The organism is Aureimonas ureilytica DSM 18598 = NBRC 106430, from assembly GCF_000382705.1.
GTDB classification, from domain to species: Bacteria; Pseudomonadota; Alphaproteobacteria; order Rhizobiales; family Rhizobiaceae; genus Aureimonas; species Aureimonas ureilytica.
Window position 1 is genome coordinate 14,542 of record NZ_ARQE01000009.1, and the last position, 13,897, is coordinate 28,438.

The window sequence follows — 13,897 nt, forward strand, 5'->3', positions numbered from 1 at the left end:
GTTTTCGATCCTTGCTATCGACACGAGGGGCGCTTCCGGCGCCCCTTTTTCGTTTCCTCAGTTCTGTAGCCGGAGGCCGAGGCGCACCGTGTTGGCGTCGTAGCTGTTCGCCGCGAAGGCGCCTTCGAACCGGTCGTAGCGATAAAGACCGGTGAAGCCGAGATGGCGGTTCAGCCAGTAGGTGAAGCCGGCCTCGCCGCTATAGATATATTCGTTGGCCAGACGGTCGCGGTCGCGCAGGCCGGCGACGAGCGCCGCGGTGAGGTCGAGCCGCGCGGTGGCGCGGTGCCGCAGTTCGAGGCTCAACTGATAGAGCGTCGCGGTATCGAGGCCCGAGGATTCCGGGTCGAAGGCCGTGCTCGCCCGCAGCGCGAGGTCGGTGCCCCGGCGCGGCGACCAGTTCAACAGCGCATCGATGGTCGGGCTGGCGCTGGTGGGCAGGCTGGCCTCGTCGGGGACGTTCCAGGCATAACCGACGGCGATCTCGCCCGAGAACTTCTCGCCGCGATTGAAGCCGACGCCGCCGCGCAGCGCGGGAATGAGGCTGTCACGCGATACGCCGCCGGGGCTCTCCTGGTCGAAGACGCGCCGGCCAAGGCTCGCCGAGACGAAGGGATGCAGCGTGGCGCGCTCGTCGAGCGCCGCCCGGAGCCCGGCGGTGTAGGTGGTGAAACTGTCGTCCAGCGAGCGGCGGGCGCGGGCCCGATCCGACAGGTCCTCGCGCACCGCCTGCAGGCTGGCGGTCGTGTCGAACCGGCCGAAGCGGGCCTGCAGGTCTCCCCCGAAGGAATAGGTGAGGATGTCGGCGCGCGAGGCGGCGTCCTGCGCCGCGCCGGCGGTGAAGTCGTCCTCGCGGCCGAAGGACAAGGCGCCGCGAAGCGTCGCGGTCATGTCGCGCGTCAGATCGAGGCGAACGCGCCCGTCCGCATTGATCCGGGGCTCTTCCTCGACCGGACCAGCGAAGTTGCGCCGATAGGTCGCCGCCAAGTTGAGCTCCGCCTCGTGACGCGACCAGTCGGAGACCAGCCGCCCCGTCAGGCTGGTCTGGCTGAAGGCGCCTTTGCGCCCGTCGCGCGACAGGGTGAGATTGTCGGAATATCCCAGACTCTGGTCCAGCGTGAGATAGCCCAGAAACGAGCCGATGCGCGTGCCGACCGGCGCGAAGGGATCGCTCGTGTCGCTGCCGGGCCCGACGCGGCGCAATTCGGGAAGGCCGTCCGCAAGACGACGGCCGCCGATTTCGTCGAAGGTCGGGCTGCGAACCGGGCCGATCGCCCGAAGGCTCGCCACTCCGGTCTCGGGCGCGTCCTCCGCCTCCCGCCGTGGATTGGCGGGACGCTCCGTGCCGCCTTCCTCTTCTGCGCGCGCTGCCGGTTCGGCTCGGACGTCGCGGCGGTTCTCACGGCGCGACAGGCCGGGATTGGGCAGCGTGTCGTCGCTCTCCGTTGTTTCGTCGCGCAGGTCGAAAGGAGGAAGCGGCGCGTCGATCGGCGTCGAGCCGAGGCGCATGTCGGGACGGATCGTGGTGGAGCGATCGAGCCGGCCCGGATCGGTCAGCCGATTCCGCGGCGTCTGGCTCTGGCCGAGCGGCGGCAGCAGCCTCTGGTCGGACAGGCGCGTGTCGCCATCCCGCAGGGCCGGGCCGGCATCGTCGGCGGGAAGACCGGGAGAGGTCCCGGCCTCCTGCGCCAGCGCGCCGCCGGCGAGAAGGTGCAGGCCGCAGGCTGCCAGGAGCCCGCGCGCGGCGGTGCGATGTCTCGTCCTGACTGCCATGAAGGATCGTCGTCCCCACCCTCATGCCGGATCGCCGGCGCCTATTCGTTAGCAAGGGGTAAACCCGCAGGGTTATACGAAGCTTGCCTTAGCCCTGCGCCGATGGGTGAGGCGGCACGGTCGGTCACCTGTGGCTTTCGCCTCGCGCGGGGGGTAGGAGAGCGCATCGGCAATTCGTAACGGCGCCTTCCATGCTCGAGCTTTCGCCTCCCTCCGCCGTCGCATCGGCCCTTCGCACCGTGGCCACGGAGGCCGCCGGGCTCGGTGCGCTCGCGGATGCGCTCCAGGGGTCGCTCGGCGCCGCCTTCGAGGACGCGGTGTCGCGGATCGCCGCCGGGTCGGGGCGCGTCATCGTCACCGGCATCGGCAAGAGCGGGCATATCGGCGCCAAGATCGCGGCGACCTTCGCTTCCACCGGGACGCCGGCCTCGTTCGTCCACGCGGCGGAGGCCAATCACGGCGATCTCGGCATGATCGCGTCGAGCGACGTCGTGCTCGCCCTGTCGAAGGGCGGCGAAAGCGCCGAGCTGAAGAGCATCATCGCCTATACGCGCCGCTTCTCCATTCCGCTGATCGCGATGACGGCGGCGGCGGACTCGACGCTCGGGCGCGAGGCCGATCTCGTGCTTCTGCTGCCGCCCGTCGAGGAAGCCTGCCCCCACGGCCTGGCGCCGACCACCTCGACCCTGATGCAACTGGCGCTAGGCGACGCGCTGGCGCTGGCGCTTCTGGAATCGCGCGGCTTCTCGCCGAGCGATTTTCGCGTCTTCCATCCGGGCGGAAAGCTCGGGGCGAGCCTGACGCACGTGTCCGACATCATGCATCGGGGCGAGGCCATGCCGCTCGTCGCCAGCGGCACGCTGATGTCGGAGGCGATCCTCGCGATCTCCAGCAAGGGCTTCGGCTGCGTCGCCGTGGTGGCGCCGGAGGGACGTCTTCTCGGCATCGTCACGGACGGCGATCTGCGCCGGCATCTGGCGCCCGATCTCCTGACGCGCACGGTGGACGAGGTGATGACGTCGGCCCCCAAGACGATCCGTCCGGAGACGCTGGCGGTGAAGGCGATGGAGATCCTCAACGCCTCCAACATCACCGCGCTGATGGTCGTGTCCGACGGCCAGCCTGTGGGAATCCTGCATCTCCACGATCTTTTGCGCATCGGTGTGGCATGACAGGTTGTGAATCAAACGCCTCGTAGTTGTATATTTCGAGGGGTCCCTTGAACTCGTTGGCCTTCTCCAAAACATTTGCGGGCGGGCATGGTGAAGGCTGCTATGAAAGCCTGACGATCAGACCAAATGCCTGATGAGGGGCGGGGACGCTCGGGCAAGGAGGGGCGAACCGATATGACGCCGAACGAGCCGGTCAGAGCGAGGCGCGAGGACGCCGACGCGATGCACGAGGACGGTGCGATCTGGGACGCGATTCGGTGTGTGGTCTGGGAGGAGACCTCGCTCGGGCCGATGGAGCGCTGGCCGTTCACGCTGCGCGCTCTCCTGCGCAGTCTTCTCACGTCCAAGCAGCCCATGTGCCTCTGGTGGGGACCGGACCTCCTCCAGTTCCACAACGAGGCCTATCTGCCCATGCTCGGCGCCCGCGTGGAGGGTGCGATCGGCAAGCCCTTCTCCGTTCTCTGGAGCGACGTGTGGGAGAGCGTGAAGCCCTATCTGGACGAGGCGCTGGCGGGGCGCGGCACCTGGGTCGAGGACCTGCCGCTGACCATGACGCGCAACGGCTTTGCGGAGGAGACCTTCTGGTCCTTCTCCTACAGCCCGCTCTTCGACGACGAGGGGCGGATCGCGGGCGTCCTCAACATCGTGACCGAAACGACGCGGCTCATGCGCGAGCGGCGCGAGCTGGAAGCGCTGAACCACAATCTGTCGGAAAGCCTCGCGCGCCAGGAAGAGGGCGAGCGCCAGCGCCGCGTTCTCCAGCGCGAGCTGTCGCATCGCATGAAGAACACGCTCGCCATGGTGCAGGCCGTGGTGACGCAGAGCCTGCGCCACGCGACGTCGCTCGAGGAAGCGACGAGCGTCGCCTCCTCGCGCATCCAGGCGCTCGGCCGGGCGCAGGACATGCTCACCGAGTCGGACTGGACCATCGCCGATCTGCGCACAGCCGTGGACGCGGCCATCAAGCCGCATGTGGACCGGGACGGGCGCTTCCTCGTGACCGGCCCGACACTGGAGCTGTCCGCCCAGCAGGCGATGGGCATCGCGCTGGCGCTGCACGAACTCGCCACCAACGCGGTGAAATACGGCGCGCTCTCGGCGGACGAGGGCAAGGTCCACCTCCATTGGGCGACGGCCGAAGACGGCGAATTCCAGTTCGAATGGCGCGAGGAAGGCGGCCCGGAGGTTCGACTTGCCGGCCGCAAGGGCTTCGGCACGCGCCTGACCGAGCGCGTCGTGCCCGGCTATTTCAACGGCTCGGCCGAGACCGACTTCCAGCCGACTGGGGTCGTGTATCGCCTGCGCGGCCAGCTGTCCTGAAACGCGGCGCGCGCGAGCGTCGCGGGGGACGGGCCGTGAAGCGTCGGAACGGCGGGGCGGCCGGGTCGTTGACCGGCGAACCCTTCCGAGGAAAGACCGCCATGAGCCAGACCGAACTGAAGACCTCCGCCGACGCCGCTTCGCCCGAAGGCGCGGACGGCGAGATTCGCCTTGCCGCCGGCCAGCAGGTGTCGATGCGCATGTGGCGCGACGAGGCGCCGAACGCCGACAAGCCGCCGCGCCGCAACCGCTACGAGACGGTCGGCTATGTGCTGAAGGGGCGCGCCGAACTGCTGGTGGACGGGCAGACCGTGCCGCTCGGCCCCGGCGATTCCTGGCTGGTGCCGGCCGAGGCCGAGCACACCTATCGCATCCTGGAGCGCTTCACGGCGATCGAGGCGACGAGCCCGCCGGCCGCCTTGCATGGCGACGAGGGCTGAGCCAGCATCCGGCTCGACGGAAACAAGATTCGAACAGGCAAGGAGGTCCCGATCATGGACAGTTTGAAGGCCCAGCACGATCCGCTGTTGAAGATCTGGCGCGTGATCGTCGGCGGCAACGAGGCGACCGGCATGGTGCGTCTCATGGGCTTCCTCGCCGCCTATGTGCTGATCGGCGGCCTGTTCTTCGCGCTCATCACGCGATGATCCGCACCCGGCCGGGGGCGCGCCGAGCCCCGGCCGGGCCTGACCATCCGCTTTGGCGCTGGGGCTTGGCATGACGATCCGCAATCTCGACGCGCTGTTCGAGCCCAAAGCCGTGGCGCTGATCGGCGCCAGCAACCGGGACGGATCGGTCGGCGCGGTTCTGGCGCGCAATCTCTTCGGCTCGGGCTTCGCCGGGCCGGTCATGCCGGTCAATCCGCACGAGATGGCGATCCGGTCCTCGGTGAACTTCCGCTCCGTCGCCGACCTGCCGGTCGTGCCGGATCTCGCGGTCGTCGCGACGCCCGCACCGAGCGTTGCCGGCATCATCACCGAACTCGGCCAGCGCGGCTGCCGCGCGGCGGTGGTGATCTCGACGGGCTTTGCCGAACCCTCGGCGCGTCAGGCGCTGCTCGACGCGGCCAAGCCGCATCTCCTGCGCATCGTCGGGCCGAACTGCCTCGGCGTGATCTCGCCCGGCACTGGCCTCAACGCGAGCTTTGCCCATCTGACGCCGCGCGCCGGCGATCTCGCCTTCGTCAGCCAGTCCAGCTCCATCGCGACCTCGGTTCTCGATTGGGCGGACGTACGCGAGATCGGCTTCTCGCATGTCGTCTCGACCGGCGACATGAGCGACGTCGATATCGGCGATCTCCTCGACTATCTGGCGCTCGACACCAAGACGCGCGCCATCCTCCTTTATGTCGAGACCATCACCGACGCGCAGAAATTCATGACCGCCGCGCGCATCGCGGCGCGCGCCAAGCCGGTGGTCGTCATCAAGGCGGGCCGCTCGGTCGCGGGCGGGCGCACGTCGTCCCATTCCGGCGCGCTCGCCGGGCAGGACGCGGTCTACGACGCCGCCTTCCGCCGCGCCGGCATGTTGCGCGTGGATTCGCTGCGCGAGCTTTTCGAGGCGGTCGGAACGCTCGCCTCGGGCATCCGGCCGAAGGGCGCGCGGCTCGCGATCCTCACCAATGGCGGCGGGGCGGGCCTGCTCGCGGCCGACACGCTGCGCGAGGCCGGCGGCCAACTGGCCGACCTTTCGCCCGAGACGATCGCGCGGCTCCAGGCGATCGTTCCTCGGGACGGCTCGCATCTCAACCCCGTCGATCTCAGGGACGACGCGCCGGGCGCGCTCTACGGCCAGGCGCTGGAGGCGATCCTCAACGATCCCGGCCAGGACGCGGTTCTCGTGATGAACTGCCCGCAGGCCGTGACCGACGGGCTGGACGCCGCGCGCGCCACGGTCGCGGGTACCCAAACGCGGCGCACGGCGCCGGTCCTCACCTGCTGGCTCGGGGAGCGGGCGGCGCGCGAATCCCGTCGCCTCTTCGCGACCAAGGGAATGCCGACCTACCAGACACCAGACGAGTCGGTGCGTGCCTTTCTGCAGCTCGTGAACTACCGGAAGAACCAGGACCTTCTGATGCAGACGCCGCCGGCCATCCAGCCGGGGCTTGCCGACGACGCGGCGGCGCGCGCCATTCTCGATCGCGCGCGGGAGGACGGGCGCAACGTCCTGACCGAGCCGGAGGCCAAGGCGCTGCTGGCCGCCTATGGCATTCCCGTGGTGCGCACCGAGATCGCCCGCAACCCGGACGAAGCGGCCGGGCTGGCGATGCGCCTCGGCTTTCCGGTGGCGCTGAAAATCCTTTCCGCCGATATCACCCACAAGTCCGACGTCGGTGGCGTGCGGCTGGAACTCGACACGCCGGACATGGTGCGCGAGGCCGCGCAGCACATGCTGAAGCTTCTGACGGAGCGCCGGCCCGACGCGCGCATCGACGGGTTCACCGTGCAGACCATGATCAGCCGGCCGCGCGCGCACGAGCTGATCCTGGGCGTCGACACCGATCCGGTCTTTGGTCCCGTGCTCCTGTTCGGGCGCGGGGGAACGGCGGTGGAGGTGATCGCCGACCGCGCCATCGGCCTGCCGCCGCTCAACCTGCCGCTCGCCCGCGACATGATCGAGCGCACCGAGGTGTCGCGGCTGATGAAGGGCTATCGCGACTGGCCCGCCGCCGATACGGACGCGGTGGCCGCGACGCTGGTGAGGCTTTCGCGCATGATCGCCGATCATGGCGAGATCGCCGAACTCGACATCAATCCGCTTCTGGCGGACGAAGCGGGCGTCATCGCGCTCGACGCGCGCGTCGTCCTCGGCTCGCCCTCGGCGTCGCCGCGCTCGCGCTTCGCCATCCGGCCCTATCCGAACGAGCTGGAGCATGTCGCCCATTCGCGGTCCGGCTCGAGCTTCTTCCTGCGGCCGATCCGGCCGGAGGACGAGCCGGGCATCGTGGACATGATCGCGCGCTCCGACGCCGAGGACGTGCGGCTGCGCTTCTTCGCGCCGATGAAGCGGATCGGCCATGCCTTCGCGGCGCGTCTCACCCAGATCGACTATCGCCGCGAGATGGCCTTCGTCGCGACCCGCGACGGCGACGCACATGGCGAAATCCTCGGCGTCGCCCGCATCGTGGCGGACCCGGACGAGGAAAAGGCCGAGTTCGGCGTCATGGTGCGCTCGGACCAGAAGGGGCGGGGCCTCGGCTGGCTCCTGATGGAAACGATCCTCGACTATGCGCGCCGGCGTGGGCTCGCGCGCGTCTATGGCGAGGTTCTCGCCGAAAACCGCGCCATGCTGGCCATGGCCGGCGAGCTCGGCTTCGCGCAGAGCCGCCATCCCGAAGACGTGGCCCTGCGCCGGGTCGAAGTGGACATGTCCGCCTATCGCCCGAGGCGATAGGCCGGCGGCGTTCTTCGATCCTTAAACCCGCCGCCCGTCCGCGCCGAAGAGATGGGCCTGCGCGGGGTCGAAGCCGAGCGGGATCGTCTCGCCGGGTCGGATGGCCTGCTGGCCGTCGAGAAGCACGGTGGTCGGCTCGCCGCCGCCCGTGCTGGTATAGACGACCGTCGAGCCGCCCAGATGCTCCACCAGTTGCACCGAGGCCGAGCCGAGCCCGGCGCGCGCTTCGCCGGCGCGCAGGTGCTCGGGGCGCACGCCGAAGGTGAGTTCCTCGTCGCTGCGCGCTTCCACGGGCTTTTCGAGCTGCACCTTCAGCCCGCCGACATCGATCGTGCGCCGCGACGGGTCACCCGATGCCATGCGCGCCTTCAGGAAGTTCATCTTCGGCGATCCGATAAAGCCCGCGACGAAGCGGTTGGCGGGGTGGTTGTAGAGGTCGAGCGGACGGCCCGCCTGCATCACGCGCCCCTCCTTCAGGACCACGATCTTGTCGGCCATGGTCATGGCCTCGACCTGATCGTGGGTCACGTAGATCATCGTGTTGCCGAGCTGCTGGTGGAGCCGCGTCAGCTCCACGCGCATCTGCACGCGAAGCTCGGCGTCGAGATTGGATAGTGGCTCGTCGAACAGGAAGATCTTGGGCTCGCGCACGATGGCGCGGCCGATCGCGACGCGCTGGCGCTGGCCGCCCGAAAGGGCTTTGGGCTTGCGCTGGAGGAGAGGGCCGATCTGGAGCACGTCGGCGGCTTCCTGCACCCGGCGCTCGATCTCGGGCTTCTTCATGCCCGCCGTTTCCAGCCCGAAGGCCAGATTCTTGTAGACGCTCATATGCGGATAGAGCGCGTAGGACTGGAACACCATGGCGATGCCGCGCTTGGAGGCGGGCACTTCGTTCATGCGCTGCCCGTCGATGCGAAGCTCGCCGCCGGTGATGTCCTCCAGCCCCGCGATCATGCGCAGAAGCGTGGACTTGCCGCAGCCGGACGGGCCGACGAAGACGGTGAAGTCGCCGGGATCGATGGTGAGGTCGATGCCGTGGATGACGCGCAGGCCGCCATAGACCTTTTCCACGCCGTCGAGCTGGATGGTGGTCGCCATATCGTCTTTCCCCTTCAAGCGTCCTGCGGCTGCCAGCTCGCATATTTCGGATGGGCCGGGCCGATCGGCAGTTCGACATCGCCCCCCGTCTCGGCCGAGGCATAGATGGCGGTGACGAGTTCGAGCGAGCGGCGCGCGTCGCGGCTGGTGACGGGCGGCGGCTCGCTCGCGCTCAGCGCCTTGTGGAAGGCCGCCATCTGCCCTCGGAAGCGTCGTCCGACGGGTTCGAACCCTTCCAGCACCTCGTCGATCCGCGCCTTCACTTGATCATTGGCCGGCAGAATCGTCCACGGCCCGTCGCCGGGCGAATAGGCCTCGTGCGCGCTCTCGAAGGTGACGTTCTCGAAATGCAGGCGCAACCGGCTGATCTCGTTCTGGCTGCCGAGCGTGGCGGTGGAGGAGAGGAACGCGCCGCTTTCCATGCGCCAGGAGGCCGACACGCAATCCTCCACCTCGATCGCGTTGACGCGCGTCGCGGCGCGGGCGAAGACGCGATCGACCGGGCCGAACAGGAAACAGGCGAGGTCGTGGATATGGATGGCGTGGGTCATGAGCACGCCGCCCAGCTCCGTCTTCCAGCGCCCGCGCCACGGGTTGTCGTAATACTCGGCCGTGCGTTTCCAAAAGGTCTCGGCCACACCGACATAGGGCTTGCCGGCAATGCCGGCATCGATGATGCGCTTGGCCTGCATCGCGCCGTCGCCGTAGCGATACTGGAAGATCGGCATGAGACGCCCGCGCGAGCGCGCCTCCGCCTCGATGATCTCGTCCACCTCTTTCAGCGAGCCGACGAGTGGCTTCTCGCAGACGACATGCTTGCCCGCCGCCAGCGCCTTCAGGATCATCTCGCGATGGAGGCCCGGCGGCGTGCAGATGTCGATGATGTCGATATCCTCGCGCGCCAGAAGTGCGTCGAAATCGTGCACCCGCTCCGCGACGGCGAACTCGTCGCCGACGTCGTTGAGGCGGGCGGCGTCGAGATCGCAGAGCGCGGCGACCTCGAACTTCTCCGGGGCGGGGGCGTAGCCCTCCACGATATGCGAGCGGCCGATGCCGCAGCCGACCACCGCGACGCGGAAGCGCCTCGTGGTCTCGCTGGCGTGCAGGGCGGGAGCGGACATGTTCATGATGCGAGACCCTTCAGCGCTTCATGCCGGTGGTGGCGATGCCCTCAATGAGGAGGCGCTGGAAGAAGAGGAAGAACAGGAAGACCGGCACGAGCGACAGGTTCGACATGGCGAAGAGCGAGCTCCAGTCCGACGACCCCGTGGAGTCGACGAAGGAGCGCAGGCCGAGCTGCACCGTGTAGGTGTTGATGTCGTTGAGATAGATGAGCGGGCCGAAGAAATCGTCCCAGGTCCAGATGAAGGAGAAGATCGCTGCGGTCGCGAGCACTGGCAGCGACAGCGGCAGCATGATCTTGAAGTAGATGCGCCAGGGCGAGCAGCCGTCCATGATCGCCGCCTCGTCCAGCTCGCGCGGAATGCCCCGGAAGAACTGCACCATCAGGAAGATGAAGAAGGCGTCGGTCGCCAGGAACTTCGGCACGATGAGCGGCAGCGGCGTGTTCACCCAGCCCATTTCCAGGAACATGATGTACTGGGGGATGAGCACGACGTGGTAGGGCAGCATCAACGTGCCCAGCATGAGCGCGAACCAGAAATTGCGACCCGCAAAGCGCAGCCGCGCGAAGGCGAAGGCGGCTAGCGAGCAGCCGACCACATTGCCCACGGTTGCCAGGACCGAGATCACCAGCGAGTTCCAGAAGAACTTTCCGAAGCTCACCTGAAGCCCCGTCCAGCCCCGGACATAGGCGCCGAAATCGACGGCCGAGGGGATGAGCGAGGACGTGCCGAAGATTTCCTCTTCGGGGCGCACCGAGCCCGAGATCATCCAGAGGATGGGATAGAGCATCAGGAGCGAGGCGGCGATCAGCACCGCATGGGTCAGCACGGAGCGCACCGGCGAGCGGTGGCCCTGGCGCCGGGGCGGGGGCAGGGCCTCAGTCGTCATAATGCACCCAATAGCGAGCCGACAGGAAGGAGAAGGCGGTGAAGGCGGCGACGATGACGACGAGAATCCAGGCGAGCGCCGAGGCATAGCCCATGCGCAGGAACCCGAAGGCCTCCTGATAAAGGTAGAGCGTGTAGAAGAGCGTCGAGTTGATCGGCCCGCCCGTGCCTTCCGAGATGATGAAGGCGGGCGTGAAGGCCTTGAAGGCGTCGATCGTCTGGATCACCGCGTTGAAGAAGATCACCGGCGTCAGGAGCGGCAGGGTGATGCGGAAGAACTGCCGGGTCTTCGACGCGCCGTCGATCTCGGCGGCCTCGTACATGTCGGTCGGGATCTGGCGAAGGCCCGCGAGGAAGATGATCATCGGCGAGCCGAACTGCCAGACGGCGAGGACGACGAGCGTATAGAGCGAATAGTCGGGGTTCGAGATCCAGCTCGGGCCTTCGATCCCGAAGAACTGCCAGAGCGCCATGTTGACGAGGCCGTCGGAGGCGAAGAGCTGACGCCAGAGAACGGCGATGGCGACCGAGGAGCCGAGGAGCGACGGCAGGTAGAAGATCGCGCGATAGACCGGCAGGCCCTTCAGGCCCCGATTGAAGGCGAGGGCGACGAGAAGCGCGAAGCCGAGCTTCAGCGGTACCGAGAGCGCGACATAAAGGAAGGTCACCGACATGGCCGAGGCGAATTTCGGATCGGCCGTGGCGATGCGCACGTAATTGGCCGCGCCCACCCAATTGGGCGAGCGGATCAGGTCGTAATCGGTGAAGGAGAGATAGAGCGAGGCGAGGGCCGGCCCGAGCGTCAGGCCGAAAAAGCCGATCAGCCAGGGCAGGAGAAAGAGATAGGCCGGCCCGTTGCGCGCCCATGAGCGTCGCGCAGCGCCGGGCGCGGCGGCCGCCGGCGCTTTCGCGCTCGGCAGTCCCGCGACCTCGGTGTGGATGCTCATGGCTCAGCCCCGCTTGAGAATGGCGCTCGCTTCGGTCACGAGGTCTTCGCCGGCTTGCTTCGGCGTCTTGCGCCCGAAGCCGACTTCCTCGTTGATGCGCTTCTGCACGAAGGCGACCTCGCCCGCGCCCGGCGGCGGGGAGGGCGGCAGCGCGCCGACATCGGGGGTGATCAGCGCGATGTAATCCACCATCGCCTTCTCGACCTCGGAGAGCTGCGGCACGAGAAGCGCGCGCATCGACTCGGAAGCCGGAACGCCGCGCTCCGTGCCGAGGGCCTTCACGCCGTCGGGGCTGGCGACCAGGAAATTGGCGAAGGCGACCGCCTGCTCCGGCGCGTTGGCCGACAGGCTGATCAGCATGGAGGGCTTGAGGTAGTGGCCCGACGGAGCACTGGCGGACAGGCGCGGATAGGGCGCCAGCGCCAGCTTGCCCTTGTTGAGCTTTTGGTAGCCGACGAACTGATTGGAATGCATGAAGGCGGTGGCCGCCTTGCCCGTCGTGATGGCGTTGGTCTCGATATTGAGCTGGTCGAGCGCCTGGATGTCGGCGGGCACGCAGGCCTTGCGCTTGCGCATGTCGTCCCAGAGGGCGAACCACTTTTCGGCATCCGCCGGCTCGTAGCCGAGCTTGCCGTCGGCGGTGTAGAGCGCCTTGCCGTTCTGGCGCAGCCAAAGCTCGAAGCTCGGCTCCACGCCGCCCGCATCGGCCAGCGCGAAGACGCCCGGCCGAGCGCGGTTCTTCGCGAAGGCTTCGCCGAGGTCGGCCAGTTCTTCCCAGGTCATGCCGGCTTTGGGGGCTTCGGTCTTGGCCTTTTCCCAGACCGCCGCGTCATAGACCATGGAGGAAGAGTTGACGCCAAGATTGACGCCGTAGAGCTTCCCGTCGACCTTGCCGGAATCGATATTGGCCTGCCCGAAATCCTCGATCTTCAGGCCCTTGCCGACTTCGCCGCTCAAATCCTTCAGTGCGCCGCGCCGCGCATATTCGAAGATATAGCGGTAATCCATCTGGATGAGATCGGGCGCGTTGCGGCCGGCGACCTGCGTGGCCAGGCGCGGCCAGTAGTCGGACCAGCCCGCGAATTCGCCGACGATCTCGGTTTCGGGCGCGACCGACTTGTAGGCCGTGATCGCGACCTGCGTGCGGTCGGCGCGCTCCTGGCTGCCCCACCAGAGAAAGCGCAGGCGCTGCGCCTGCGCGAAGGCCATGCCGCCGCCCAGCGTTCCGAGCGCCAGAGCGGCCGCGCCGCCCTGAAGAAGGCTCCGCCGTGTTACCGAAACCGTCATCGCATTCCTCCCGAAGAAACCCGCTCTCCCAAGCGGGGCGGCCATCGGCTGTTGCCGATTTATAACCGTTTGGTTACAAAGGTGACCACCGATCTAGGGGCTTGTCAAGCAGGGGGACGGATGGACGACGAAGCATCGGAACACCATTCGGTTGAACAAAGCAACGCCGCCGGCGCGCGCGCGGGCGCCGAGCGTTCCACCCGGAACCCCGAGCGCACGCGGGCCGCGATCCTGGAGGCGGCGCGGCGCGAGATCGCGGAAAAAGGGCTGGCGGGCGCGCGGGTCGACGTCGTGGCGCGGCGCGCGGGCACCAACAAGCGCATGATCTACCATTATTTCGGGGACAAGGACGCGCTCTACCTCGCGGTTCTCGAAGAGACCTACCAGCACATCCGGCAGGCCGAGCGGCGGCTGGATCTGGCGCGGCGCGAGCCGGAGGAGGGCTTGAGCGAACTCGCCCTCTTCACCTGGCATTATTATCTCGATCACCCGGAATTCCTGAGCATTCTCGCCACGGAGAACCTCAACCACGCCCGCTATCTGCGGCAGGCGGCGGGCATTGCCGAGATGCATTCCAACTTCCTGACCGAACTCTCCGACGTGCTGCGGCGCGGCGAAGAGGCGGGCGTCTTCAAACCCGGCCTCGACCCCGTCACGGTCTATCTCACCATCGCCTCGCTCGGCTTCTTCTATCTCTCCAATCGCTATACGCTTTCGACCGTTTTCCGCCGCGATCTCCAGACGCGGGGCGAGCTGGATCGCTGGGGCGAGCATATCGTCGCGACCGTTCTCGCCTCCGTCCGCCGCTAGCCTTGGTTGCGCCGCAGCAACGGCGGGGCAGCGTCGAATGCTGGTTGACAAGGCTCCGGTCTCCTCCCTCTAAATAACCAGATGG

Annotated in this window: 12 protein-coding genes; 6 read left to right on the forward strand and 6 right to left on the reverse strand. The window is 67.8% G+C overall.

The annotated features are described in order from the left end of the window. Nucleotides 1-57 precede the first annotated feature (57 nt). Nucleotides 58-1,773, reverse strand: a complete 1,716-nt coding sequence (locus B146_RS0117540) for an outer membrane beta-barrel protein (protein WP_019997777.1) — start codon at nucleotides 1,771-1,773, stop codon at nucleotides 58-60. Between the two features lie 191 nt (nucleotides 1,774-1,964). Between B146_RS0117540 and B146_RS0117545 the strand changes: the two genes are divergently transcribed. From B146_RS0117545 to B146_RS0117565, 5 genes are all read left to right on the forward strand, one after another. Beyond that, nucleotides 1,965-2,945, forward strand: coding sequence for a KpsF/GutQ family sugar-phosphate isomerase (locus tag B146_RS0117545; RefSeq protein WP_019997778.1), 981 nt, complete (start codon nucleotides 1,965-1,967; stop codon nucleotides 2,943-2,945). 174 nt (nucleotides 2,946-3,119) lie between these two features. Beyond that, complete coding sequence (locus B146_RS0117550; protein ID WP_019997779.1) at nucleotides 3,120-4,265, forward strand: sensor histidine kinase; 1,146 nt, start codon at nucleotides 3,120-3,122, stop codon at nucleotides 4,263-4,265. A gap of 101 nt (nucleotides 4,266-4,366) precedes the next feature. Then, a complete protein-coding gene (locus tag B146_RS0117555) occupies nucleotides 4,367-4,705 on the forward strand; it encodes a cupin domain-containing protein (protein ID WP_019997780.1) in 339 nt (112 codons plus the stop codon). 54 nt (nucleotides 4,706-4,759) lie between these two features. Beyond that, complete coding sequence (locus tag B146_RS29120; protein WP_019997781.1) at nucleotides 4,760-4,912, forward strand: hypothetical protein; 153 nt, start codon at nucleotides 4,760-4,762, stop codon at nucleotides 4,910-4,912. 70 nt (nucleotides 4,913-4,982) lie between these two features. After that, complete coding sequence (locus tag B146_RS0117565) at nucleotides 4,983-7,658, forward strand: bifunctional acetate--CoA ligase family protein/GNAT family N-acetyltransferase (protein ID WP_040408742.1); 2,676 nt, start codon at nucleotides 4,983-4,985, stop codon at nucleotides 7,656-7,658. Nucleotides 7,659-7,679: 21 nt separating this feature from the next. On the opposite strand, the gene B146_RS0117570 is transcribed toward B146_RS0117565, so the two are convergent. From B146_RS0117570 to B146_RS0117590, 5 genes are read right to left on the reverse strand one after another with little or no spacing between them, the layout of a single operon-like run. Beyond that, nucleotides 7,680-8,756, reverse strand: a complete 1,077-nt coding sequence (locus B146_RS0117570; RefSeq protein WP_019997783.1) for an ABC transporter ATP-binding protein — start codon at nucleotides 8,754-8,756, stop codon at nucleotides 7,680-7,682. A 14-nt stretch (nucleotides 8,757-8,770) separates the two neighbouring features. Continuing rightward, a complete protein-coding gene (locus B146_RS0117575; protein WP_019997784.1) occupies nucleotides 8,771-9,883 on the reverse strand; it encodes a Gfo/Idh/MocA family protein in 1,113 nt (370 codons plus the stop codon). A 13-nt stretch (nucleotides 9,884-9,896) separates the two neighbouring features. Continuing rightward, nucleotides 9,897-10,769 (reverse strand): carbohydrate ABC transporter permease, encoded by an 873-nt coding sequence (locus B146_RS0117580; protein WP_026358703.1) that lies wholly within the window; start codon nucleotides 10,767-10,769, stop codon nucleotides 9,897-9,899. Further along, entirely contained in the window at nucleotides 10,759-11,715 is a 957-nt protein-coding gene (locus B146_RS0117585) for a carbohydrate ABC transporter permease (RefSeq protein ID WP_019997786.1), read from the reverse strand. Before B146_RS0117585 ends, B146_RS0117580 begins: the two co-directional genes overlap by 11 nt. A 3-nt stretch (nucleotides 11,716-11,718) precedes the next feature. Next, entirely contained in the window at nucleotides 11,719-13,002 is a 1,284-nt protein-coding gene (locus B146_RS0117590; protein WP_019997787.1) for an ABC transporter substrate-binding protein, read from the reverse strand. Between the two features lie 120 nt (nucleotides 13,003-13,122). On the opposite strand from B146_RS0117590, the gene B146_RS0117595 reads away from it, so the two are divergent. Next, nucleotides 13,123-13,812 carry a TetR/AcrR family transcriptional regulator gene (locus B146_RS0117595; RefSeq protein ID WP_019997788.1) on the forward strand — a complete coding sequence of 230 codons (690 nt, stop codon included), beginning with the start codon at nucleotides 13,123-13,125 and terminating at the stop codon, nucleotides 13,810-13,812. Nucleotides 13,813-13,897 lie beyond the last annotated feature (85 nt).

Excerpts from the sequence above, each read along its gene's own strand:
- B146_RS0117550 (WP_019997779.1), top strand. The coding sequence starts at position 3,120 with ATGACGCCGAACGAGCCGGTCAGAGCGAGGCGCGAGGACGCCGACGCG.
- B146_RS0117595 (WP_019997788.1), top strand. The coding sequence starts at position 13,123 with ATGGACGACGAAGCATCGGAACACCATTCGGTTGAACAAAGCAACGCC.
- B146_RS0117555 (WP_019997780.1), top strand. The coding sequence starts at position 4,367 with ATGAGCCAGACCGAACTGAAGACCTCCGCCGACGCCGCTTCGCCCGAA.
- B146_RS0117590 (WP_019997787.1), bottom strand. The coding sequence starts at position 13,002 with ATGACGGTTTCGGTAACACGGCGGAGCCTTCTTCAGGGCGGCGCGGCC.
- B146_RS0117580 (WP_026358703.1), bottom strand. The coding sequence starts at position 10,769 with ATGACGACTGAGGCCCTGCCCCCGCCCCGGCGCCAGGGCCACCGCTCG.
- B146_RS0117585 (WP_019997786.1), bottom strand. The coding sequence starts at position 11,715 with ATGAGCATCCACACCGAGGTCGCGGGACTGCCGAGCGCGAAAGCGCCG.
- B146_RS0117570 (WP_019997783.1), bottom strand. The coding sequence starts at position 8,756 with ATGGCGACCACCATCCAGCTCGACGGCGTGGAAAAGGTCTATGGCGGC.
- B146_RS0117565 (WP_040408742.1), top strand. The coding sequence starts at position 4,983 with ATGACGATCCGCAATCTCGACGCGCTGTTCGAGCCCAAAGCCGTGGCG.
- B146_RS0117575 (WP_019997784.1), bottom strand. The coding sequence starts at position 9,883 with ATGAACATGTCCGCTCCCGCCCTGCACGCCAGCGAGACCACGAGGCGC.
- B146_RS0117540 (WP_019997777.1), bottom strand. The coding sequence starts at position 1,773 with ATGGCAGTCAGGACGAGACATCGCACCGCCGCGCGCGGGCTCCTGGCA.
- B146_RS29120 (WP_019997781.1), top strand. The coding sequence starts at position 4,760 with ATGGACAGTTTGAAGGCCCAGCACGATCCGCTGTTGAAGATCTGGCGC.
- B146_RS0117545 (WP_019997778.1), top strand. The coding sequence starts at position 1,965 with ATGCTCGAGCTTTCGCCTCCCTCCGCCGTCGCATCGGCCCTTCGCACC.